Raw genomic sequence first — 22,745 nt, forward strand, 5'->3', positions numbered from 1 at the left:
CGGCTGACCTGCGAAGATCCCCGCATCTTCGTGGCCAGATCTACCAGAGTCGTCCGCCGGAGAGGGGGTATTCGATCGATTTCCGTCAGATGCGTGCGCTGTTCGCATGAATCCGCCGTAATCGCCGATCGCTGATGTCATCGGACCGGGCGGCCGCGATATCGATGGTGTGAGAGGTATTCGGCCGTTGCGCGCGCTCACGGAGCGGCGGCGAACGTGTGGCGCCCATTGCGCGGGCCTGTGCACCGAAGACGGTTTGGCTGAGGTGCTTGCCGCCGATCGCGGCCTGCTGCACTGGCGTGCGCTCCGTGGTCTCGGGGACGCGGGCGTGGCCGAGCATGCGGTGCAGGAGACGTTGCTGCGGGCCTGGCGTTCCTGTGCCCAGTTCGACGCGCGCCGCGGCAGTGTGCGCACCTGGCTGCTGGCGATCGAGCGCAACGTCATCATCGATATCGCCCGTGCCCGCGCGGCGCGGCCGTTCGACACGGCGTGGGACGAACTCAGCGAGATCGCCGCGACGCCCGTCGCCGACCCCGATTTCGTGGACGGACTCGTCGACGGACTGCTGGTCGCCGAACTGCTGTCCCGGCTGCCCTCGGCCCAGCGCGAGGCGGTCGTCGAGGTGATCCTGCGCGACCGCGCGTACCGGGAGGTGGCCGCCGACTTCGGTGTTCCGGTCGGCACCGTGAAGACGCGCGTGCACTACGCGCTGCGATCGCTGCGGCAGCTCCCGCAGGGCGCCTGACCCGGGCGGCGATCGGGTGACCGGTCCCTCTACCGTGTTCGGCAGTGCCCGAACCAGGTGGGAGATCGACCGATGAAACCCGAAGACCGTGGTGAGCTGCGCATCGATCGGCGGACCGCGCTGGCGGGCGCCGGTGCGGCCGCCGCTGCCGTCACCGTCGCCGCGTGCGCGCCCGCCAAGCCGTCCGCGAGCGAAGTCGCGCCAGGCACCGAGGTCGCGAAGGTGGCCGACGTGCCGGTCGGCGGCGCGGTCATCTCGAGCGGCACCGTGGTGACCCAACCGCAAGCCGGTGTGTACCAAGGATTCTCGGCCGCCTGCACGCACCTCGGATGCTCGGTGTCGAAAATCGAGCGCGACACCATCGTTTGTCGCTGCCACGGCAGCGCCTTCCGCTTCGACGGCACCGTGGCCACCGGCCCCGCCGAACGACCCCTCGCGCCGCGCCCCGTTCGCGTCGACGGCGACCGCATCGTCACCGCCTGACGAACGCTGCTGCGCGGAAGCTGTATCCGTCTGCGCGGCGGTCGACAAGGTATTGCTGATACTTCTGACCAGGTGAGATTGCTTTGTCGGCCTTGGTAACAGTTCGATAACTGTCCTTGCTTCGCTGAGTGGCGCGTTGCAAGAGTGGACCACTGGGTTTGGTGTTACTAATGGGAAGGGAGGGGTGCTCCGTCCCGGGGCGCCGACCGAACATGAAGCCAAGCATCATCAAGGCCGGTATCTCCACCACCGTCACGGCCGCGGTGACCGCGACGCTCGCCGGGTTCGTCCCCGGAACCGCGACGGCCGTTCCCGTACCGGATGTGACGGGCAAGCTCGCAGGCAGAACGGTTTTCCTCGACCCCGGCCACCAAGGGGCGGACCACGCCGAGAACCTCGGCAGGCAGGTGGTCAACGGCCGCGGCGGCACCAAGGACTGCCAGACCACCGGCATGACCTCCGTCAACGGCGTACCGGAACACACCATCAACTGGAACGTCGCCCAGCTGGTCAAGACCTCGCTGGAGAGCTTCGGCGCGCGGGTGGTGCTCAGCCGCCAGGACGACAGCGGCTGGGGCGGCTGCATCGACGAACGGGCCCGCGCGGCCAACGACTCCGGCGCCGCGGTGGCGGTGAGCATTCACGCCGACAGCGCGCCGTCCGCGTTCCGCGGCTTCCACCTGATCGTCCCGCAGCTGCCGGTGCCCGACGCCAAGGTCGACCAGGTCCAGTCCGGACCCGGCTTGGCCGCGACGAGGTCGGTCCGCGACGCGTACCTGGGTGCAGGATTCCCCGCGGCGACCTACGCCGGGGTGCAGGACGGACTCCAGACGCGATCCGATATCGCGGGACCGGCGCTGACCACCGTGCCGAACGTGTTCGTCGAAATGGGCAACGGCGCGAACGCGGAGGACGCCGCGCTGCTGGAGAGTCCCGACGGACAGCTGAAGCACGCCGTCGCGATCACCACCGGCCTGGTGAGCTACCTGCTCGCCGCTCCGCCCGCGGCGAGCGGATCGGCCGCCGACCAGCCCGCGTCCGTGCCCGGTCAGGGTGTTCCGGCGCAGTCCGCGCCGAATGCCGACGGCTCGACCGCGAACGGCGGCTCGACACCGAACGGCGCGGCGCAGAGCGCGCCCGGCGGAACGACACCCGGCACCCCCAACGGCTCGGCGCAAAGCGTTCCCGACCCCACCGCGCCGCAGGGGGAAACCCTCCAGGGGATGTCTCCCGGCGTCAGGTCCGCTCCCGGCAGTCAGCCGATGCCGGGCAGCCAGGCGAGCCCCGGCACCCAGACGAGCCCGGGCAACCAGCTGACGCCGAACAACCCGGCGACACCGGGAACCTCTGCACTGCCCGGTACCCAGTCGACGCCGAACGTCGAGTCCAACTCGGAATCCAGCACTCTCGGCGTCCTGGCGACCACCGTGCTGGAAATGCTCATGCCGCTGGCCCGGGCGCTCGGCATGGACAACACCGCGATCACCACGGAGCTGATCAACCTGGCCTACACCCTGGCGAGCAAACTGTTCGGCCCCGCGCGCTAGCCGTCACGCCACCGGACGCCGCCCGATTCACCGGGCGGCGTCCGGCCGTTTTCGCGCCGTCGCGCGCCACACTAGGGTGGTCCGGGTGGCTGACCGGATTCCTGTGCTGATCGTCGCCGGCTTCCTCGGTTCGGGGAAGACCACCCTGCTCAACCACCTGCTACGCAACAATCGCGGCACCCGAATCGGGGTGGTCGTCAACGACTTCGGTGCCATCAACATCGATTCCATGCTCGTCGCCGGGCAGGTCGACGCGATGGTCTCGCTCGGCAACGGCTGCGTCTGCTGCGCGGTCGACGTCACCGAGCTCGACGAGCTGTTCACCCGGCTGGCGCAGCCGCGGGCGAACATCGACGTCATCGTGGTCGAGGCCAGCGGGCTCGCCGAGCCGCGCAACCTCATCCGGATGGTGGTCGGCAGCGACAATCCGCGCATCCGTTACGGCGGTCTGGTCGAGGTGGTCGACGCCGAACAGTTCCCCGTCACCAGCGAACGGCACCCGGAACTGCTGACTCATCTGCGCCTGGCCGACTTGGTGGTGGTCAACAAGGCCGACCGGGTCGCCGCGACCGAGCTGGACACGTTGCGCGGCGAGCTGGCCGACCTGGTCGGCGCGGTGCCGGTGTACGCGACGACCCGCGGACGCATCGATCCCGGCCTGTTGTTCGACGAGCCGTTGCGCGCGACCCCGCGCGTCGCCGAGCAGTTGAGCTTCGACGAACTGCTCGCCGACCACGACCACGACCACGACGACGAGCACCGTCACCTGCACGACGACTACACCAGCGTCTCCTTCACCAGCGAACGGGAATTGGATCCCCGCAGGCTGATCGGCTTCCTCGAGGACCCGCCGCCCGGCCTGTTCCGCGCCAAGGGCTTCGCGGCCTTCGGCGTCGCGGCCGAGCGCAGGAAGTTCGTGTTGCACATGGTCGGCAGGCACATCGTCTTCGAACCGGGCGCGTGGCGTCGCGGCGAACCGCGCACCAGCCGGCTGGTGCTGATCGGGGCGGGCATGCCCGCCGACACCGCCCTGTCGCGCCTGCGCGAGACCGTGCACGCCGATGACGATTTCCTCGACGAGCAGGCGATGCTCGGGGTGTGGCGCTACACCCCGCACTGAGGCGCCGCACATTGGCGCGTTTTGCCCGAAGGTGGCGCGTTCGGCGCTTTCGCGGCGGCCGCGTTGTCGGAAGACTGGCTGCACGCCCGCCGTGTCGGGGACGGCGCCATGCGCCGCGCACGGCGTCGGTCCAGAACCGTGATCGACCGTATCTTTGTGCGACCGAGGGGAGAGTTCGGTGTCCGAGACGTGGGAGAGCGCCACCGCTTACGTAATCGCCGCGCTGGAGGGCAAGGGGACAGCCACCCGCGACGATTTCGACGTACCGGCGATCGTCGCTGCCACCAGAGACATCGCCGAGAGCTGGGATTTCCGGATCATCGAGGACGCCACCTTCTGGCGTATCGCGGCCAGCTTCCTGCGCGTGTGAGGTATCAGTCGAACAGCTCACACCGGTGCGCGTGCTCGGCGACGCCCCAGCGGCGCGCCGCGCGGCGCATCGATCCCGCGTCGGAGTAGCCGAGCAGTTGCGCCTGCCGCGCCTTGCTCAGCGAACCCGCCGCGCTCGCCTGCCGCAATCGGGCGTCGCGCGCCCGGTCGAGTTCCTTGCGCCACGTCGTCCCGGCTTCCATGAGCCTGCGCTGCAAGGTGCGCGGGCTGGTGGCCAGCCGCCGCGCGACGCGGTTCAGCGAGGCATCGCCCGCGTCGAGCGCGTCGGCCAGCGCCTCGGCCACCCGCCGCGGCCAGGCCGAGGGCAGCGGCGGTGGCGGTGGGAGGGCGTCGGCCAAGGGGCGCAGGATCTTCGCCAGCACCGGGTCGGCGGTGGTCAGCGGGAGGTCCATGTCGGAGGAGCGGAAGGTCATCGAGTCGACCGGAGCATCGAATTCGATGGCGGCCGTACCGAATACCTCGACGTAGGGGCGATGATCGGGGGGCGCCTGCTGGCGCAGCGCGACCCGGACCGGCGCGAGCGGTTCGCGCACCACCCGGCGGGCCCTGCTCAGCACCGCGCCCAGACCCCACAGCTGGGTCAGGTCACGTCCCACGCCCTCGCCGTCGATGATGTCGAGGTAGAGCGTGGTCTCGTGCTCGTTCTCGACGCGCAGGTCGAACCGGTGGTTGGTGGTGACCGCGGAGACGTACGGTCCGCAGGTCGCCAGCCCTGCGCCCAGGGTGGGCGCCGTCGAGAACAGGTAGTCGTAGAGTCCGAGACTCGTGAGTTCGTAGCGCCTGGCCACCTGCAACGCCACCGCGGGATCGCCGAGCGCGTGCGCGCCGAGTTCCCACAGCCGGGAGAAGGTGTGGCTCGGCAGGTGCATGTCGTCGCCCGCCATCGTCCATTCCGGTAGTCCGGTCTCCCGGATCAGCTTCTCCCGATCGGCTCCCGCAGCGGTGAGCTGCGAGATGACGAAACGATGCAGCAAAACCTGGTCGGTCCCCACGCGTCCTCCAACCGCACATCCGGATGAACAACTCTGCGCGAGAACGCTAACGGCGACCTGTTCGATCCGTCGTCGTATTCACATCACGAGATGATTACCCGCAGGCGTTGACCCACTCCGACATGCCGTCGGCGAACAACTGCCGCTTCCAGATCGGCACCTCGTGCTTGATCCGGTCCACCAATTCCGCGCAGGCAGTGAAGGCTTCGGCCCGGTGCGGGGCTGCCACCGCGACCACGATGGCGAGATCGCCGACGGTCAGCGCGCCGACCCGGTGCATCGCGGCCACCGGAAGACCGGTTGACGCTGCCGCCGCGGCGCAGCAATTGCGCAGGAAACGCTCGGCTTCCGGATGCGCCGAGTATTCCAGCGCCGAAACGGCCTGACCGCCATCGTGATTGCGCACCTTGCCGGTGAACACCACGACCGCGCCGTGTTCCGGGCCGGTGACCGCGGCCTCCACCTCGGCGGGGTCGAGCGGCTGGTCGCTGATGCGGGCCACCCGCACCGTGGTCTCAGACGTGGTCATGATCGCCGCCTCCGGCTACTTGTGCGAGCAGATGATCGAGGAGCGGTTCGAGCACGGCGATACCGTCCTTCACACCGCCCGGCGAACCGGGCAGATTCACGACGACCGACCGGCCCGCCAGGCCCGCGACGCCGCGGCTGAGCGCGGCCAGCGGGAACTTCGCGGTGCCGCGCTGGCGGATCGCCTCGGCCACGCCGGGCAATTCGCGGTCGAGCACGGCCAGCGTCGCCTCGGGGGTGGCGTCGGTGGGAGACGCGCCGGTGCCGCCGGTGCTGATCACCAGCGACGGCGCGAAACGCAGCGCGTCGGCCAGGCCGACGCCGATCTCGGCATCGGCGTAGACGAGCGGTCCGCGCACCGAGAAGCCGAGGCCGGTCAACCAGTCCGCGAGCACGGGACCGGTGGTGTCCTCCCAGATGCCCGCCGCCGTGCGGGTCGACGCGACGAGCACGACCGCGGACCGATCGTCGCCTCCGGGTTGTTCGACGGGGCGAATGCCGGTCTCCGGCTTCGGCTCCGGCGTGCGCGGCCGCTCCCAGTGACCGCGCTTGCCGCCCTCCTTGGTCAGCAGCCGGACGCCGTCGAGCGTCGCCGCCGGGTCGACCGCCTTCACCATGTCGTGCAGGGTGAGCCCGGCGACGGCGACCGCGGTCAGCGCCTCCATCTCCACACCGGTCGGCCCCTTGGTCTTCGCGGTCGCCTCGATGGTGATGGCGGTGTCGGTGAACCCGAACTCCACCTTCACCGACGACAGCGCCAGCTGATGGCACAGCGGAATGAGTTCGGAGGTCTTCTTGGCGCCCGCGATCCCGGCGATCCGCGCGGTGGACAGCACATCGGCCTTGGGCAGGTCGTCGGCCCTGACCAGCGCGACGACCTCCGCGGTGGTCTGCAACACGCCTGCCGCCACGGCGATGCGCGCGGTGTCGGACTTCGCGCTCACATCGACCATGCGGGCGCGACCTTCCCGGTCGACATGGGACAACTCGCTCATGCCTGCGCCTCGCCGGCGCTCGGCTCCGGCATGCGCGAGGCACGCTGCCACATGATTCGCTCGCTCATGAGATCCAGCCTGGCACAGTGCCGAGGCGCCGCGCGCACCTGCTCACAATTCGCGCACCCGCACCGGCGATCCCGCCGCCAGCTCGGTCGTCTCGGCGGGGATGTCGATCAGCACATCGGCCCATGCCATGCCCGCGATCAGGTGGGAGCCCGCGCCGGAGGCGGGTTCGACGCCGCCCTCGGTGAGCCGTCCGCGCAGGAACTGCCGCCGACCGGCGGGGGAGCGCACCGCCGCGCGCAGCGGCAGCTCGCTCGTGCGCACCGGCGGCAAACCGGACAGGTGCCGCAGCATCGGCCTGGCGAACACCTCGAACGACACCATGGTGCTCACCGGATTGCCGGGGAAGCTGAGCACCGGGACGCCGTCCAGCACCGTCAGCCCCTGCGGCCCGCCCGGCTGCACGGCGACCGAACCGAACAGCCCGCCCTGCGCGGCGAGCACGTCCTTGACCACCTCGAAATCGCCCTTGGACACCCCGCCCGAGGTGAACACCAGATCGGCGGAACGCGTTGCGGCGGAGAGCAAGCGGCGGAACACCGCGGGATCGTCGGTGCTGTGCTCGACCGAGACGACCGCCACTCCGTTGGCCGCGAGCGCCGCGGCGAGCGCGATGCCGTTGGAGTTGTAGATCTGCCCGGGCCGCAGCGGCTTGCCCGCGGGGACCAGTTCGTCGCCGGTGGTGACGACCGCGGCGCGCACCGGCCGGAAGACCGGCACCGTCGGCACCCCGACCGCCGCGAGCGCGGCGATGTGCCGCGGCGTCAGCGCGACGCCCGCGGGCACGAGAAGCGCGCCCGCTCGCACGTCGGTGCCCGGCTCGCGGACGAATTCGCCTGCGCCACGGCCGCGTTCGATGGTGACGATGCTGCCGTCGGTCCGCGTGTCCTCCACCGGGACGACGCAGTCCGCGCCTGGCGGGATCGGCGCGCCGGTCATCACCTTCAGCGCCGCTCCGGTGGGCAGCGGGGCCTGTCCCGGCTGACCCGCGGCGACGACACCGGCCAGCGGCAGCGTCACCGGAGCGACCGCCACATCGTCGGCGCGCACCGCGTAGCCGTCCATCGCCGAATTACGGAACACCGGCAGGTCGATCGGGGAGCGGATGTCGGTAGCCAGCTTGCGGCCCAGCGCGGCGGGCACCGGGACGGAGTCGACCGGACGCGCCGCGAGTGGGCGCAGCAGCTGTTCGATGCTGTCGCGATACTCGTCGACGGACCGTGCCGAGGCGCTGGCTGGCCGAGAATTCATAGCGGAGAGCTTAGTGGGGGTTTTTCATCTCACGCCCTGACATGCTCGTTTGTGAGATCGGCCGAACCGGGCGCTGCCCGTGGTTCCGTGCGCCCGACGGGTCATACTGGAAGCGTGACATTGGTCGAGATGGGCATGCCCGCCGTGCGATCAGGGCGCCCCTCGCTCGACGGACGCCCCGACACGCCTTGGCTGGTCGACCGCTTCGGGCGGGTGGCCCGCGATCTGCGGGTCTCGATCACCGAGAAGTGCTCGCTGCGCTGCACTTACTGCATGCCGGAGGAGGGGCTGCCGCCGATTCCGAAGGACGAACTGCTGACCGTCGACGAGATCGTGCGGTTGGTGGTGCTCGCCGTCGAACAGCTCGGCGTGCGCGAGGTGCGGTTCACCGGCGGCGAACCGCTGCTGCGCCGGGATCTGGAACAGATCATCGCGGGCTGCCACGAGCGGCTGCCCGGCATCCCGCTGGCCATGACCACCAACGGCGTCGGTCTCGAACATCGCGCCAGCGGGCTCGCCGCGGCCGGATTGAGCCGGGTGAACGTCTCGCTGGACACCGTGGACCGCGACGGCTTCGCCAAGCTGACCCGCCGCGACCGCTTGGACTCGGTGCTGGCGGGCATCCGCGCCGCCCGCGCCGCCGGGCTGGCTCCGCTCAAGGTGAACGCCGTGCTCATGCGCGAAACCCTCTCCGGCGCGGCGGATCTGCTCCAGTGGTGCCTGGGCGAGGAGTGCGAGCTGCGGTTCATCGAGGAGATGCCGCTGGACGCCGACCACGAGTGGGCGCGCGCCAACATGGTGACCGCCGCCGAACTGCTCGACGTGCTCGGCGCCCGGTTCACGCTCACCGAGGCCGGTCGCGCCGATCCCTCCGCGCCCGCCGAGAAGTGGTTGGTCGACGGCGGCCCGGCCACGGTCGGCATCATCGCCACCGTGACGCGCAAGTTCTGCGACACCTGCGACCGCACCCGGTTGACCGCCGACGGCATGCTGCGCTCCTGCCTGTTCAGCGACCAGGAGTTCGATCTGCGCGAGGCCATGCGGTCCGGCGCGGACGACGCCGAACTGGCCACCATCTGGCGCGGCGCGATGTGGAACAAATGGGCGGGACACGGCATCGACGCCGAGGATTTCGTCCCGCCGGAACGCACGATGGGAGCCATCGGTGGTTGAGGTCCGTTATTTCGCCGCCATCGCCGATGCCGTCGGCAAGGATTCCGAGCGGATCGACCTGCCCGCCGGCGCCACGGTCGCCGATCTGCGCACCAGCCTGGCCGCCGCGTACGGCCCCGATCTGGACAAGATGCTCGGGGTCTGCGCCTACCTGATCGGCGACGAACTCACCCGCGACCCGTCCTCGGCGCTCAGCACCCGAGTCGACGTGCTCCCGCCGTTCGCGGGCGGATAACGGGCGGCGTCGTTACAGTCGAGCCGTGGTGCAGAGCAAGGCGAGCGATGTGGACGGCTACCTGGCCGAGCTGCCCGAGGCCCGCCGTCCGGCGGTGCACCGGCTGCGGGAGCTGTGCCAGGCGGAACTGAGCGGGTTCACCGAGGTCATGGCCTACGGCATGCCCTGCTACGAACGCGAGGGCGTCGGCGAGATCGCCTTCGCGAACCAGAAGCAGTACATCTCTTTCTATCTGTTGCGCACCGACGTGCGCGCGGCGTTCGCCGATCGGCTGGCCGGCCACGACATGGGCAAGGGCTGCCTGCGCTTTCGCAAGCCCGAGCTGATCGACTTCGACCTGGTCCGGGACCTGCTGCGGGCGACGGCGGCCATGGAGGGCGGGCCGGTGTGCTGAGTGCGCCGGAGATTTTCTCCGCCGCGATGTAGAGAACCCGGCGCGCGGTTCGTCGTCCGAGTAGAAGGGGTATCGGACCCCTCGAGACGAGGAAGGATCACGCGATGCACTACCTGGCGACATTGGTGGGACGCGAAGGCGGCGTGCAGCCCGGTACGGCGGAGTTCGACGCCGAGGTGGCGAAGTACGCGGCGTTCGACGAGCGCGCGGGCGACGCGGTGGCGGGCGGCGCGGCGCTGTACCCGTCCGCGTCCGCGATGCAGATCCGCCGCGAGGACGGACGGACGCTGATCACCGACGGACCGTTCGCCGAGCAGGCGGAGGTCGTCGGCGGGTTCTATGTGTTCGAGGCCGCCGACCTGGATGCGGTGATCGAGCTGGCGCGGCAGCTGCCCGCCGCGCAGGACGGGCAGATCGAGGTGCGGCCGATGGTCATGTGGTCGGCGCACGAGACGCCGCGCGCGGACTGGTGGCTGGCGCTGCTGTGGGAAGCGCCGGACGCGGTGATCGCGCCCGGCTCGCCCGAGTGGGACGCGGGGATGGCCGAGCACGAGCGATTCGGCGCGAAGTACGCGGCGGCGATCCGCGGCGGTGGTGCGTTGCAGCCGCCGTCCTCGGCGACCACGCTGCGGGTCCGCGACGGTGAACTGCTGCTGACCGACGGGCCGTTCGCGGAATTCGCGGAGGTGATCGACGGCGTGTATCTGTTCGCGGCGGCGGGCCGGGCGGAGGCGGCCGAGATCGCGGCCGCGATTCCCCTGGGCGAGCGCGGGCGCACCGAGGTGCGTCAGATCGTCGAACTGGACTGACGGTGACCGCGGGCCCGGCCACCGGGATCGACGCCGTCTATCGCGCCGAGTTCGGCCGGGCCCTCGCCACCGTGGCCAGGATGGTCGGTGACATCGCGCTCGCCGAGGACGCGGTGCAGGAGGCGTTCGCCGACGCGCTGCGCACTTGGCCCGAGCACGGCGCACCCGCGAATCCGGGCGCCTGGATCACCACCGCCGCCCGGCATCGAGCGCTGGACCGGTTGCGGCGCGAATCGGCGCGCGCGGGCAAGGAGCAGGACGCCGTCGCGGCGCGCGCGCCGATCGAGGAGGCCGACGTGTCGCCGGTGCTGGACGACCAGCTACGCATGATCTTCACCTGCTGCCATCCCGCGCTGTCGCAGCAGTCGCAGGTCGCGTTGACGCTGCGGCTGGTGTGCGGTTTGCGCACCGCGGAGATCGCCAGGGCCTTCTTGCAACCGGAACACACTGTGGCGCAACGCCTCTCCCGTGCGAAGGCGAAGATCAGGCAGGCCGGTATCCCGCTGCGCGTGCCGCAGGCGCACCTCCTGCCGGAGCGTATGCCCCCGGTGCTCGCGTGCGTGTATCTGGTGTTCACCGAGGGTTATTTCGCGACATCGGGTCCGTCGGCCGTGCGAGACGAGTTGTGCGACGAAGCGATTCGGCTCGGCCGGTTGCTGTGCGGGCTGCTGCCGGGCGAGCCGGAGGCGCGGGCGCTGCTGGCGCTGATGCTGTTGCAGGACAGTCGGCGCGGGCAAAGGCGTACTGCGGAAGGCGATTTGGTTCCGTTGGAGGACCAGGACCGGTCCGCATGGGATCACACGGCGATCGGGGCCGGGTTGGCCTGCCTCGTCTCGGCGGCGGCCGACGGCGGCGGACCGTATCTCGCGCAGGCGCGCATCGCTGCGGCGCACGCCACGGCTCCGAGCTGGGCGGACACCGACTGGAGCGCCATCGCCGACAGCTACGACGAGCTGCTGCGGTATTCCGCCTCGCCCGCAGTCCGGGTGAATCGAGCTGTGGCCGTTGGCTTTTCCCGCGGGTTCGACGCGGGACTCGCCGCACTCGACGAGGTGGCGGATGATCCCCGCTTGGCCGGGACCCATCTGATCCCGGCCACGCGGGCCGATCTGTTGCGCAGAGCGGGACGGCGACGCGACGCCGCGGACAGCTACCGGGCCGCCCTGGACATCGCCGAGAACGAGCAGGTGCGGCGCTTCCTGGCGCGCCGTCTGACCGAAGTCGAGGCGGCCGAGTAGATCCCGGCGCACGCCCCGGTCTTCGGGACCGGGCGCCGCCGCCTTCGTGCCGTGCCGGAGACGTTCCGTGCCGGGATTCGCCGTGCCGGAATGCGCTCAGCGCCACCAGGTGTCGAGCGGAGTCACCGGCACCGTGCGCTTGTGCCTGGTGTTGCGGAAGATCCTCTCCACCCGCTCGGCCACCTCGGGCGTGACGTCGTTGCCCTCGAGGTAGTCGTCGATCTCGCTGTAGCGCAGGCCGAGCGCCTCCTCGTCGGGGAGCGCGGGCCGGTCGTCCTCGAGATCCGCGGTCGGGACCTTGGACCAGATGCTGGCCGGCGCGCCGAGTTCCTGGAGCAGCGCCGCGCCCTGTCGCTTGGTGAGACCGGTCAGCGGGGTCAGGTCGACGCCGCCGTCGCCGTACTTGGTGAAGAAACCGGTGACGGCCTCGGCGGCGTGGTCGGTGCCGACCACGAGCAGGTTCTCCTCACCAGCGATGGCGTACTGGATCACCATGCGCTCGCGGGCCTTGATGTTGCCGCGCACGAAATCGCGCAGTTTGCTCACCTTCAGCGCGGACGCGGTCTCGGCCGCCACCGCATTGGCGCCGGGACGGACGTTGACCACCACGGCGCGGTCCGGCGCGATGAAGGTCATCGCGATCCTGGCGTCGACCTCGTCGGATTGCACGCCGTAGGGCAGTCGCACCGCGACGAAGGTGGCGTCGAAGCCGTCGGCCCGCAGTTCCTCGGCGGCCAGCTGGCACAACCGCCCGGTCAGCGCGCTGTCCTGGCCGCCGCTGATGCCGAGCACGAAACCTTTTGCGGGCGTTGCGCGCAGATAGTCCTTGAGGAAATCGATCCGGCGACGCACCTCGACCTTCGGTTCGATCGTCGGCTGGACGCCCAATTCGGTGATGATCTGTTCGCGCAGACTAGCCATGAGACGTCACTCTACTGGCGCGCCCGCCGGGACAACCCGGCGAACGAAGGCTTCCCAGTTGTCCCCGACGTGCCGCGCGCTGTATCCGAGGACATTGAACTGGTACATCAGCAGCGGCGCGCCGAGTACGGCGAGCAGACCGTCGGCGAGCAGCGGTACTTCTCCTGTCGCGCCCGCCTGCCGCAGCAGCATCGAGACATGCGCCTTGAGCAGGTTGTACGGCGCTCCGGTGTAGCGGTCCCCTGCCTCGCTCACCTCGGCGGCGCGATGCAGTTCGCCCTCGACCTCGATGTCCGATATCCGGGCGCGCCCGAACGCGATGAGCCGGTCCACCGGGGGCGCGCCCGGCCCGAGTGGCGGCGGCCCGAACATGAAGGCCGCTTGATACTTCTGCTCGGAGTGGTCGAGCAGCGCGCGCATCAGTCCGGAGCGACTGCCGAAGCGGCGGAACACGGTGCCTTTGCCGACGCCGGCCCGCTTGGCCAGCGCGTCCATCGTGAGGCCGTCGACGCCGTGGTCGCGGACCAAGTCCTGCGCGGCGTCCAGCAGCAACCGCCGATTGCGGGCCGCGTCTGCGCGTTCGGTGGGCTCGGCGGTCCCCGGCAAGGGCGCGCCGATACGCAGCAGCGGTCGCTCGCGCGTCGGTTCGCCGGGGGACGGTGTGGGGTAGTTCACAGCCCTCTCACGGTCTCGTGGGAAGTAATCGGACCGTAGTCCGGTTAGTGTCTGGTGAAAGTTCGGACACCACATTCAGTACACCAGGAGTCGCCATGGTTCAGACCCGCATCCTCGCTCTCGTCGGAAGCCTGCGCGCCGCGTCGATCAACCGGCAGCTCGCCGAGGCCGCCGTGCAGACCGCGCCGGACGGCGTCGAGGTGACGATCTACGAGGGTCTCGCCGACATTCCGTTCTACAACGAGGACATCGACGTTCCCGGCGCCGTTCCCGCCGCCGCGCAGCGCTTGCGCGACGCGGTCGCCGCCGCCGACGGCGTGCTCCTGGTGACCCCGGAATACAACGGCACGCTGTCGGCCGTGCTGAAGAACGCCATCGACTGGGCCTCGCGGCCGTACGGCGTCGGCGCCCTCCAGGGCAAGGCCGTCGCGGTCGTCAGCGCGTCCATCAGCGCGAACGCGGCGCAGTGGGCGCACGGTGACGCGGTCAAGGCGATCGGCGTCGCGGGCGGCAAGATCGTCGAGGCCGCGCACGCCCACTTCGGCGTGATCGGCGAGCGTTTCGGCGCCGTGCATCCGCGCGAGGACGCGGAGGCGCTCACTCAGCTCGGCGCCACGGTGCACCAACTGGCCGAGGCCGCGCGCGGGCAGCTGGTGTCCGCCTGACCGTTGTCCGGCGCCGCGCGCCGTCCTCCGTGGCCGCCCCCGTTCTCTTCCGAGGTGGGGGCGGTTTCGTGTTTCCAGTGTGTCGCGATGTCGCACAAGGGGTGGACGAGACAGCCGTGGCGGATGTGACAGAAGAGTTTGCTGGAAGGGCGCTACGGTACGGAATTGTGATCTGCACCACGGACGTGTCGGGTTGCGAATCGAGCGTCCTGGTACTTCTCCCGGTGGAATTACACCTGTGCGACTCGCAACATGTCGTGTTGTTTCAATCTGTCGGCCACTAGGTGTAGTGTCTTCGGTGCTGGAAGGCGGTACGAGACCCACCGCGAAAAGCTACCGCCCTCGGCGGCGCTAGCAGGGGTTTCGAGACCGGATCCAGGAGTTTGCGCAGCATACGTCGGATCACGCACTGCATACGGATCACCGGCCGTGGATCAGGCTCGCGGTGTGAGCTCAGGCCCGCAGGCGGAAGCCCGCGTAACCAGGCCGCGAACACCGCGCATCAGGCACAGGAGAGAGGGACTCTATGACCATCACCGTGTACACCAAGCCCGCTTGCGTCCAGTGCAATGCCACCTACAAGGCCCTCGACAAGGTCGGGGTGGACTACGAGGTCATCGACATCTCCGAGAGCGACGAGGCGCGTGACTACGTCATGGCCCTCGGTTACCTGCAGGCTCCGGTCGTCGTCGCGGGCGAGGACCACTGGTCCGGCTTCCGTCCCGACCGCATCAAGGCCCTCGCGGTCGCGGCGGCCTGATAGGCGCAAGATCTTCCTGTTCATCCGATGGGAGAGGAGAAGCGATGTCCGCAGGGACCGCGCTGGTCTACTTCTCCAGCGCCTCGGAGAACACGCATCGTTTCGTCGAGAAGCTGGGACTCCCGGCGACTCGCATACCACTGCACACCGCCGATTCGCTGCGCGTCGACGAACCCTACGTGCTGATCGTCCCGACCTACGGTGGCGGTCGGCACGTTCTGGGGGGTAACCGGTCCGACAAGGACTTCGTGCCGCGGCAGGTCGCCAAGTTCCTCAACGACCCGCACAACCGCGCGCTGCTGCGCGGCGTCATCGCGGCGGGAAACACGAACTTCGGCGATACCTACTGCTTTGCGGGAGAGGTGATCTCGCGCAAGTGCGGGGTGCCGTACCTGTATCGCTTCGAACTCATGGGAACCGCTGAGGACGTCGACCGCGTCCGAGAGGGATTGGGATTGTTTTGGCAACAGCAACGACAGCGCCTGCCGGAAAGACAGCTCGCTTAGAGCAGCCCCCGGTGCGCGGCGCCGACGCCACGGGTGAAGTACTCGACTACCACGCCCTCAACGCGATGCTGAACCTATACGGACCGGACGGCACGATCCAGTTCGACAAGGACCGCGAGGCCGCCCACCAGTACTTCCTGCAGCACGTCAACCAGAACACCGTCTTCTTCCACAACCTGGACGAGAAGCTGGACTACCTGGTCGACGAGAACTACTACGAGGCCGAGGTTCTCGAGCAGTACAGCAGGGCGTTCATCAAGAGCCTGTTCAAGCAGGCCTACGCGCACAAGTTCCGGTTCCCGACCTTCCTGGGCGCGTTCAAGTACTACACCTCGTACACGCTCAAGACCTTCGACGGCAAGCGCTACCTGGAGCGCTTCGAGGACCGCGTGTGCATGGTCGCGCTGACCCTGGCCGCCGGTGACGAGGTCCTGGCCCGCCAGCTGGTCGACGAGATCATCGACGGGCGTTTCCAGCCCGCCACCCCGACCTTCCTCAACTCGGGCAAGAAGCAGCGCGGTGAGCCGGTGTCCTGCTTCCTGCTGCGCATCGAGGACAACATGGAGTCCATCGGGCGCTCCATCAACTCGGCACTGCAGCTGTCCAAGCGCGGCGGCGGTGTCGCCCTGCTGCTCAGCAACATTCGCGAGCACGGCGCGCCGATCAAGAAGATCGAGAACCAGAGCTCGGGCGTCATCCCGATCATGAAGCTGCTGGAGGACTCGTTCTCCTACGCCAACCAGCTCGGCGCGCGACAGGGCGCCGGTGCGGTGTACCTGCACGCGCACCACCCGGACATCTACCGCTTCCTGGACACCAAGCGGGAGAACGCGGACGAGAAGATCCGCATCAAGACGCTCTCGCTCGGCGTGGTGATCCCCGACATCACCTTCGAACTGGCGAAGAAGAACGAGGACATGTACCTCTTCTCGCCGTACGACGTGGAGCGGATCTACGGCAAGCCGTTCGCCGACATCGACGTCACCGAGAAGTACTACGAGATGGTCGACGACAAGCGCATCCGCAAGTCGAAGATCAAGGCGCGCGAGTTCTTCCAGACCATCGCCGAGCTGCAGTTCGAATCGGGCTACCCGTACATCATGTTCGAGGACACGGTGAACAGGGCCAACCCGATCGCGGGCAAGATCACCCACTCCAACCTGTGCTCGGAGATCCTGCAGGTCTCCACCCCGTCGGAGTTCAACGACGACCTGTCCTACTCGAAGGTCGGCAAGGACATCTCCTGCAACCTGGGTTCGCTGAACATCGCCAAGTCGATGGACTCGCCGAACTTCGCGCAGACCATCGAGGTGGCGATCCGCGCGCTGACCGCCGTGTCGGACCAGACCCACATCTACTCGGTGCCGTCGATCGAACAGGGCAACAACCAGTCCCACGCGATCGGCCTCGGGCAGATGAACCTGCACGGATACCTGGCCCGTGAGCGGATCCACTACGGATCCGAAGAAGGCATCGACTTCACCAACATCTACTTCTACACCGTGGTCTACCACGCGATCCGGGCGTCGAACCTGATCGCCAAAGAGCGCGGCAGCTACTTCGGCGGGTTCCCCGAATCGAAGTACGCCAGCGGCGAGTACTTCGACAGGTACACCGACCGGGCGTGGGAGCCGAAGACCGACCGGGTGCGGCGGCTGTTCGACGACGCGGGCGTGCACATCCCGACCCAGCAGGACTGGCGGGAGCTGAAGGCGTCGGTCATGGAACACGGCATCTACAACCAGAACCTGCAGGCCGTGCCGCCCACCGGCTCGATCTCCTACATCAACCACTCCACCAGCTCCATCCACCCGGTGGCGTCGAAGATCGAGATCCGCAAGGAAGGCAAGATCGGCCGCGTCTACTACCCGGCGCCCTACATGGACAACGACAACCTCGAGTACTACGAGGACGCCTACGAGATCGGCTACGAGAAGATCATCGACACCTACGCCGCGGCCACCCAGCACGTGGACCAGGGCCTGTCGCTGACCCTCTTCTTCAAGGACACGGCCACCACCCGTGACCTGAACAAGGCGCAGATCTACGCCTGGCGCAAGGGCATCAAGACGCTGTATTACATCCGGCTGCGCCAGATGGCGTTGGAAGGCACCGAAGTCGAAGGCTGCGTGAGCTGCATGCTGTGACATTGGCGGCGCCTGCGGCGCCGCGTGTTCCCGGCCCTTTGTGTCTCGCGGCCGAGCGATCGAGACTCGCGCCTTCGGCGCATGCGCTTCGATCGCTCGGCCGCGAGACGGCCGCGAACGTCGCTCGTCGGGCTCGCTCCGGTGTGGTTGGGTGAGTGCGGGGGTTGCGGGTTCGGTGTGAGCGTTTCGGTAGTGGTTGCGAATGTTGCGCGGCGGGTTCGCTCGCGGGTCTTTTGCGTGTGTGCGGGGGTTGCCGGTTGGGTGTGAGCGTTTTCGAGCATGCTGGGCCGCGAATGTCGCTCGTCGGGCTCGCTCCGCGGTTGCATGAGTGTGGGGGTTGGCGGTTCGGTGTGAGCGTTTCGAACGCACTGGGCCGCGAATGTCGCTTGTAGGGCTCGCTCCGCGGTGGTGGAGTCGCCGTTGGTTCGGGTGTTTCGGATGCTGGGCCGGGTTCGCCGCCGCTCCGGCCGATCGGCAGGCTCGCTGCCGATCGGCTCGGTAACGGCTGATCAGGACAGGGCGGGGATGACCTCGCGTTCGAAGAGTTCGATGCCGGAGGTGTCGTAGGCGGCCTCGGGGAAGTTGAGGATCGTGTAGCCGAGGCCGAGATCGCGGACCTTGGACAGGTTTTCGACGATCTGCTCGGGGGTGCCGACGGCGGCGGTGCCGCGGAACAGGTCGTCGACCTGCTTGGCGGCCTGCTCGGCGCCGACGAAGGGGGTCAGCCGGTCACGCAGGGCGGCCAGGCGGTCCTCGACCTCGGCCTCGGTGGCGCCGATCGCGACGTTGAAGTTCGAGGAGCGGACGATGGCGTCGAAATCGGTGCCCACCTCGGCGCAGTGCCCGCGCAGGATTTCCGACTTGCGCGCGAACTCGTCGAAGTTGCCGGTGAAGTTGGTGTAGTTGGCGTACTTCGCCGCGATGCGCAGGGTCTTCTGTTCACCGCCGCCCGCGATCCACAGCGGAATCCCGCCCTCCTGCAACGGCAGCGGGCGGACGATCGCGCCGTCGACCTGGTAGTGCTTGCCGTCCAGCGTGGCTTTGCCCTCGGTCCACGCCTGCCGGAAGATCTGCACGCCCTCGTCGAGACGGCCCAGGCGCGCGCCGGCGGAGGGGAAGCCGTAGCCGTAGGCGCGCCACTCGTGCTCGTACCAGCCGCCGCCGATGCCCATCTCGGTCCGGCCGCCCGAGATCACGTCTACGGTCGCGGCGACCTTCGCCAGGTAGGCCGGATTGCGGTAGCTGATCGCGGTACACATCTGGCCGAGCCGCACCCGCGAGGTGGTCGCGGCGAACGCCGACATCAGGGTCCACGCCTCGTGCGTGGCCTCTTCGGTGGGCACCGGGACGGTGTGGAAGTGGTCGTACACCCAGATCGACTCCCACGCGTCGTTCGCGTCGGCGCGTCGGGCCAGGTCCCGCATCACCTCCCATTGCGCGGCGGGCTCGATGCCCACCAGATCCAGCCGCCAGCCCTGCGGGACGAACAATCCGAAGCGCACAGACTTCTCCTTCGCGTATCCGAGCACGACCTGTCCCCGGCAATCCTGCCGCGAACCCGCCCCACCCTGCCCGGACGGCACACCGAGATCAACCATTCCACGCGCCGCGCGCCGAATACTCGCCGCCATTCGACCGGCGCGTCAGCCCAGGAACTGTAAGGGAAACATGCAGGCGATGGCGCCTTGGAACCACTGCCGGACGAGTTCCCACAAGGTCGGGTAGGAGCGGTCGGTCTTGCGTAGACGAAGCCCGAACAGAGCCTTTCCGAGCGTCGTCCGGGTGAGTCGCTGCACCACGGTGCGATGGAGGAACGAGCACCCGATCCCGGCCAGGACACCGAAGAACACCGCCTGTTCCGCGTGCCCGTACCGATTCGCCGCATACCAGACGCCTACCCCGATCGCGGCGTGCAATGCCAGATCGATCACGAAGGCCACGGCCGCCTGCACGCCATTCTTCTCGTCCTCGTGCCGACCGCTCCCCACCATCGGAAATTCGTCCTCCTTCGGCTCCTCCGGCCGCACGTACCGCAACGTGCCATCCGGATGCCGTTCGAACCGGGCTACAGCGCTATCCCCGCGCCGCCCCTCCACCCTCTCGTCCATACTCGGCAACGTATCTCCGAGCCCACCCCAAAACCTTGCCGAATCCTTAGCACACCACGAATCCAATTGCGCCCCGGCTCTTCTCCAGCGTCACAGCCGAAGGTGCGGTCGACCGCGCGCTGCTATCGGGTCAGTCGGTCTGTTTGGGATGACCCGAGCGGGCCAGCACCACCCAGACGACTCGACGTTCCGGGTCGGGGCAGTACCAGATCCGGTCGTCCGCGGTCACTTCGTACTGCCACTGTTCCAGCTCCCGGCCGGCGATCACGCGCGTGCGGAAGGTGTCGCGAAGCCGGTGTTGGCGGGCCGGGTTCTCCGGTGCCAGCGGCCGTTCCGTGAGGACGATCCACGCCTCCCGCGTGTCGGATTGCGCTGCGCGGCAGAGGTCTTCCCATCCCTTGGCCGCCTCCGACGTAGCGAACCGCGCCTCCCACATCCCGGGTCGTGCGGGCGGCGCGACTCGGTCACCTTTTTCGGCGCCATTCATTCCCCCATTGGTTCGGACACTGGGCCGAAATCGTCGTCCAGTGGTCCGGACAGCTCGCGGGCGAGCGAGGGGTCGGCGTAAACCGCTGCGGTGCTGCGCCATTCGTGCACAGTTCGCTCCAGCACGGACCACTCGCCGAGTTCGGCCGAGGCCTGGAAGGCGCGCGCGAAATCGGCGACGAAACGGGCTTGCGCCTCTTCGGGCAGCACGTCCACCCACGGAAACTCGTCGACAAGAGCTCGGGCGGCGACATCGTGGGGGAGGTGGACCAGCACGTTGCGCAGGGCGCGAGCCGCTGTGATCGAGCCCTCCGACTCCGACTGTGCGCGGTCCTCGCGGATCAGCAGGAGCGGCGCGCCGTCGCGGCGGCGGACACGCACGGCGCCTCGATCGGCGAGTTGCGCCACTTGCTTCGGGTCGCGTTGTAGCTCGCTCCACTGCACCTCGGTCACCATGGAACTCTTCTGAATATTTTCAGAAGTTGACACAAGCGCCGGCTGACCGCGTCGTATGGGTTCTTCGCCGATCTGGCGAATTACCTGGGGAGGAGGCCGAGGGTGGCGAGTTCGCCGGTGAGGTCGGTGGGGGAGGAGGTGACGGTGAGGGCGCCTGCGGCAAGGGCGCGGTCGCTGTTGTCGGTGTGAGTGGCGTGGGTGCTGGTGAAGATCATGATGGGGGTGGTGAGGCCGCGGGCGCGGACGGTTTCGGTGAGGCGCAGGCCCGCGTCGGGGACGGAGGCTCCGTCTTCGCTGCGGCTCATGTCGGTGAGGATCGCGGCGTAGCGGCGGGTGGCGAGCAGGTCGGTGGCGGCCGCGGTGGTGAGAGCGGTGTCAACGCGAATTCCGTTGCGTTCCAAGCGGTCGATGAGAAACGCGTTGTTCGAGGGGTGGTCGTCGACCCACAGGATCGCGCTTGCGGCAGGCGATTCCGGAAGGGAACCGGGCGACGGGGCCGAGCCGAATGCGGGGCCGCGGTCCTGGGAGCTGCCCGCGTACGCCGTGGCTTCGGATCGGTGATCGTCCTCGGCGGCGGGCAGGCTGCGGACCTGGCCTGTGTCAGGGACGAGCGCGCGTTCGGCAGTGAGCTGATCGACCTGTTCGCGGAGCCTGCGGACCTGGATCTGCAGATCCTCGATCATGGTCTCCTGCTGCTCGCTGACCTGCTTCATATCCAGCTCCTGCCCGCCGATGCGCAAGGTGAACGGCCTGCGCTCCGCCGAACGGATCACCCGCGCCAGCGGCCCGCGAAACATCACCAGCGCGGCCACCGCCAGCAACGGCCACAGCAGCGCCGCGACAGCATCGATCGTCTCGCTCACAACTCCCCCTAGCGGCGTGTCTCGCACGGACACAGCATGTTTCGTCAGAAACTGGCCTGACTATAGGGTGCCCCCGAGCGCGCGGACAACCGCAGTCGGGATTTGCGCACGCGCACACCACTGTCCGCGGTGCGGGAATTCGGCCTACGATTCGAAGAGGGGGCGATTGTGGGAGGTGCGCATGTCGCAGACATCGATCGATGTGGATGATGCCGCCCTGGCGGTGGTGGGTGTGCTGCTGGGAACGACGAGCACCGAGGACACGGTGAACGCGGCACTGCACGAGGTGATCGCGCAACGCAAGCGGCTGGCGATGCTGGAACGGATGATGATCCGGTCCCGCGAGAAGGTCGACCAGGCGCCCGATCCGTGGCGCAAGACCGCCACGTGGCGTTGAGGAAAAGCGCGGAGCCGGAACGAAATTCGCTGGCCGAGCGGCCCCGGCGCGGCCATGCTGAGTGCGATGAACGATGAAAGACAGTATCGACTCGGTGTGGACTTCGGCCGGGTCATCCAGGGCGCCACGCTGCCCTCCGGCGACGAAGACACCGTCTTCCTCGCCGGCGGCATCGAGGACGCCATGCGAACACCGCCGAGCCCCAACGCTTTCGAGGTGTTGGCGCGCTTGGTCGCGCGGTTCGAGGGTCGCGCCTGGGTCATCTCCAAATGCGGCCCGCGCGTGGAGCAGCGCACCAGGCAGTGGCTCGATCGCCACGACTTCTACGAGCGGACCGGTGTGCCGCGCGACAACCTCCGGTTCTGCCGGGCGCGGGCCGACAAGGCGGTGCACTGCGCCGAACTCGGCATCACGCACATGATCGACGATCGCCTGGACGTGCACCGGGCACTACGCGGTCTGGTGCCGTATTTGTACCTTTTCGGCCTCCAGACCGAACCGGTCCCGGAGTGGGTAGAGCACGTCCCGTCTTGGCCGGAAACGGAACTCGCTGTGGTGGCGTCGCTCACGCCTCCACCTCGCTAGCGCTCGGCTCCGGCGTGCGCCGATGCGCGCTGGTACATGGTTCGCTCGCTGAGTTCACTCACCCCGCGACCCGCGGAACGGTGACGACACGCCGCTCGCCGTGAAACCTGGGGTTGAAACATGTATCCTTCACGAGGACGCATTCGCGTCCGAATTCTGTTGACCAGGTAGACGGCGCGCGACCGGTCGGTCGCGGCGGGAACGATCAGG

Annotated in this window: 28 protein-coding genes; 16 read left to right on the top strand and 12 right to left on the bottom strand. The window is 68.6% G+C overall.

All coding sequences use genetic code 11. From position 1 onward, the window contains the following. Positions 1–85: 85 nt before the first annotated feature. Complete coding sequence (locus AC3EO7_RS30750) at positions 86–340, bottom strand: hypothetical protein (protein WP_431971881.1); 255 nt, start codon at positions 338–340, stop codon at positions 86–88. Here AC3EO7_RS30750 and AC3EO7_RS30755 point away from each other — a divergent pair. The 5 genes from AC3EO7_RS30755 (at position 329) to AC3EO7_RS30775 (ending at position 4,265) form a co-directional block, all read left to right on the top strand. Further along, the gene (locus AC3EO7_RS30755) at positions 329–745 is read left to right on the top strand and encodes a sigma-70 family RNA polymerase sigma factor (RefSeq protein ID WP_431971880.1); all 417 of its coding nucleotides are present in this window, start codon (positions 329–331) and stop codon (positions 743–745) included. The genes AC3EO7_RS30750 and AC3EO7_RS30755 overlap by 12 nt on opposite strands. A 72-nt stretch (positions 746–817) precedes the next feature. Next, on the top strand, positions 818–1,228 hold the full coding sequence (locus AC3EO7_RS30760) for a QcrA and Rieske domain-containing protein (protein WP_431971879.1): 411 nt from the start codon (positions 818–820) through the stop codon (positions 1,226–1,228). A 212-nt stretch (positions 1,229–1,440) separates the two neighbouring features. Further along, positions 1,441–2,775 (top strand): N-acetylmuramoyl-L-alanine amidase, encoded by a 1,335-nt coding sequence (locus tag AC3EO7_RS30765; protein WP_435593126.1) that lies wholly within the window; start codon positions 1,441–1,443, stop codon positions 2,773–2,775. An 85-nt stretch (positions 2,776–2,860) separates the two neighbouring features. After that, entirely contained in the window at positions 2,861–3,895 is a 1,035-nt protein-coding gene (locus AC3EO7_RS30770) for a CobW family GTP-binding protein (RefSeq protein WP_435593127.1), read from the top strand. Between the two features lie 178 nt (positions 3,896–4,073). Beyond that, positions 4,074–4,265 carry a hypothetical protein gene (locus tag AC3EO7_RS30775; protein WP_431971876.1) on the top strand — a complete coding sequence of 64 codons (192 nt, stop codon included), beginning with the start codon at positions 4,074–4,076 and terminating at the stop codon, positions 4,263–4,265. Between the two features lie 4 nt (positions 4,266–4,269). Here AC3EO7_RS30775 and AC3EO7_RS30780 read toward each other — a convergent pair whose 3' ends face one another. From AC3EO7_RS30780 to AC3EO7_RS30795, 4 genes are all read right to left on the bottom strand, one after another. After that, positions 4,270–5,277: an AraC family transcriptional regulator gene (locus tag AC3EO7_RS30780; RefSeq protein ID WP_431971875.1), complete on the bottom strand. Its 1,008-nt coding sequence runs from the start codon at positions 5,275–5,277 to the stop codon at positions 4,270–4,272. A 94-nt stretch (positions 5,278–5,371) separates the two neighbouring features. Next, on the bottom strand, positions 5,372–5,806 hold the full coding sequence (locus AC3EO7_RS30785; protein ID WP_435593128.1) for a molybdenum cofactor biosynthesis protein MoaE: 435 nt from the start codon (positions 5,804–5,806) through the stop codon (positions 5,372–5,374). Next, positions 5,793–6,800 carry a bifunctional molybdenum cofactor biosynthesis protein MoaC/MoaB gene (gene moaCB, locus AC3EO7_RS30790; RefSeq protein WP_431971873.1) on the bottom strand — a complete coding sequence of 336 codons (1,008 nt, stop codon included), beginning with the start codon at positions 6,798–6,800 and terminating at the stop codon, positions 5,793–5,795. Before moaCB ends, AC3EO7_RS30785 begins: the two co-directional genes overlap by 14 nt. A gap of 111 nt (positions 6,801–6,911) precedes the next feature. Then, positions 6,912–8,117: a molybdopterin molybdotransferase MoeA gene (locus tag AC3EO7_RS30795; RefSeq protein WP_431971872.1), complete on the bottom strand. Its 1,206-nt coding sequence runs from the start codon at positions 8,115–8,117 to the stop codon at positions 6,912–6,914. 114 nt (positions 8,118–8,231) lie between these two features. Between AC3EO7_RS30795 and moaA the strand changes: the two genes are divergently transcribed. The 5 genes from moaA (at position 8,232) to AC3EO7_RS30820 (ending at position 11,966) form a co-directional block, all read left to right on the top strand. Continuing rightward, on the top strand, positions 8,232–9,290 hold the full coding sequence (gene moaA, locus AC3EO7_RS30800) for a GTP 3',8-cyclase MoaA (RefSeq protein WP_435593129.1): 1,059 nt from the start codon (positions 8,232–8,234) through the stop codon (positions 9,288–9,290). Beyond that, the gene (locus AC3EO7_RS30805) at positions 9,283–9,525 is read left to right on the top strand and encodes a MoaD/ThiS family protein (protein WP_431971870.1); all 243 of its coding nucleotides are present in this window, start codon (positions 9,283–9,285) and stop codon (positions 9,523–9,525) included. The genes moaA and AC3EO7_RS30805 overlap by 8 nt, the downstream gene beginning before the upstream one ends. A gap of 25 nt (positions 9,526–9,550) precedes the next feature. After that, entirely contained in the window at positions 9,551–9,919 is a 369-nt protein-coding gene (locus AC3EO7_RS30810) for an iron chaperone (RefSeq protein WP_435593130.1), read from the top strand. Positions 9,920–10,023: 104 nt separating this feature from the next. Continuing rightward, positions 10,024–10,728, top strand: a complete 705-nt coding sequence (locus AC3EO7_RS30815; protein WP_431971868.1) for a YciI family protein — start codon at positions 10,024–10,026, stop codon at positions 10,726–10,728. Between the two features lie 2 nt (positions 10,729–10,730). Beyond that, positions 10,731–11,966 (top strand): RNA polymerase sigma factor, encoded by a 1,236-nt coding sequence (locus tag AC3EO7_RS30820; protein WP_435593131.1) that lies wholly within the window; start codon positions 10,731–10,733, stop codon positions 11,964–11,966. Positions 11,967–12,062: 96 nt separating this feature from the next. On the opposite strand, the gene nadE is transcribed toward AC3EO7_RS30820, so the two are convergent. Further along, positions 12,063–12,887 carry an NAD(+) synthase gene (gene nadE / locus AC3EO7_RS30825; protein ID WP_431971866.1) on the bottom strand — a complete coding sequence of 275 codons (825 nt, stop codon included), beginning with the start codon at positions 12,885–12,887 and terminating at the stop codon, positions 12,063–12,065. Positions 12,888–12,893: 6 nt separating this feature from the next. Beyond that, entirely contained in the window at positions 12,894–13,514 is a 621-nt protein-coding gene (locus tag AC3EO7_RS30830) for a TetR/AcrR family transcriptional regulator (RefSeq protein ID WP_431971945.1), read from the bottom strand. A gap of 143 nt (positions 13,515–13,657) precedes the next feature. Between AC3EO7_RS30830 and AC3EO7_RS30835 the strand changes: the two genes are divergently transcribed. From AC3EO7_RS30835 to nrdE, 4 genes are all read left to right on the top strand, one after another. Beyond that, a complete protein-coding gene (locus AC3EO7_RS30835) occupies positions 13,658–14,227 on the top strand; it encodes an NAD(P)H-dependent oxidoreductase (protein ID WP_431971865.1) in 570 nt (189 codons plus the stop codon). 526 nt (positions 14,228–14,753) lie between these two features. Beyond that, complete coding sequence (nrdH, locus tag AC3EO7_RS30840; protein ID WP_431971864.1) at positions 14,754–14,987, top strand: glutaredoxin-like protein NrdH; 234 nt, start codon at positions 14,754–14,756, stop codon at positions 14,985–14,987. A 44-nt stretch (positions 14,988–15,031) separates the two neighbouring features. Continuing rightward, on the top strand, positions 15,032–15,493 hold the full coding sequence (gene nrdI / locus AC3EO7_RS30845; RefSeq protein WP_431971863.1) for a class Ib ribonucleoside-diphosphate reductase assembly flavoprotein NrdI: 462 nt from the start codon (positions 15,032–15,034) through the stop codon (positions 15,491–15,493). Positions 15,494–15,558: 65 nt separating this feature from the next. Next, positions 15,559–17,640 (top strand): class 1b ribonucleoside-diphosphate reductase subunit alpha, encoded by a 2,082-nt coding sequence (gene nrdE / locus AC3EO7_RS30850; protein ID WP_431971944.1) that lies wholly within the window; start codon positions 15,559–15,561, stop codon positions 17,638–17,640. A gap of 509 nt (positions 17,641–18,149) precedes the next feature. Here the strand turns inward: nrdE and AC3EO7_RS30855 are convergent. From AC3EO7_RS30855 to AC3EO7_RS30875, 5 genes are all read right to left on the bottom strand, one after another. Then, positions 18,150–19,142, bottom strand: a complete 993-nt coding sequence (locus AC3EO7_RS30855) for an LLM class F420-dependent oxidoreductase (RefSeq protein WP_435593132.1) — start codon at positions 19,140–19,142, stop codon at positions 18,150–18,152. A 141-nt stretch (positions 19,143–19,283) separates the two neighbouring features. Then, positions 19,284–19,748: an RDD family protein gene (locus AC3EO7_RS30860; protein WP_435593133.1), complete on the bottom strand. Its 465-nt coding sequence runs from the start codon at positions 19,746–19,748 to the stop codon at positions 19,284–19,286. A gap of 130 nt (positions 19,749–19,878) precedes the next feature. Next, positions 19,879–20,235 carry a hypothetical protein gene (locus AC3EO7_RS30865; RefSeq protein ID WP_435593134.1) on the bottom strand — a complete coding sequence of 119 codons (357 nt, stop codon included), beginning with the start codon at positions 20,233–20,235 and terminating at the stop codon, positions 19,879–19,881. Further along, a complete protein-coding gene (locus AC3EO7_RS30870; RefSeq protein ID WP_488186301.1) occupies positions 20,232–20,687 on the bottom strand; it encodes a hypothetical protein in 456 nt (151 codons plus the stop codon). Before AC3EO7_RS30870 ends, AC3EO7_RS30865 begins: the two co-directional genes overlap by 4 nt. Positions 20,688–20,770: 83 nt before the next feature. Beyond that, complete coding sequence (locus tag AC3EO7_RS30875; RefSeq protein WP_435593135.1) at positions 20,771–21,553, bottom strand: response regulator; 783 nt, start codon at positions 21,551–21,553, stop codon at positions 20,771–20,773. A 181-nt stretch (positions 21,554–21,734) separates the two neighbouring features. Between AC3EO7_RS30875 and AC3EO7_RS30880 the strand changes: the two genes are divergently transcribed. Continuing rightward, positions 21,735–21,950: a type II toxin-antitoxin system VapB family antitoxin gene (locus AC3EO7_RS30880; RefSeq protein ID WP_431971858.1), complete on the top strand. Its 216-nt coding sequence runs from the start codon at positions 21,735–21,737 to the stop codon at positions 21,948–21,950. 66 nt (positions 21,951–22,016) lie between these two features. After that, a complete protein-coding gene (locus tag AC3EO7_RS30885) occupies positions 22,017–22,535 on the top strand; it encodes a hypothetical protein (RefSeq protein WP_435593136.1) in 519 nt (172 codons plus the stop codon). Positions 22,536–22,745 lie beyond the last annotated feature (210 nt).

The organism is Nocardia sp. bgisy118 (assembly GCF_057708605.1).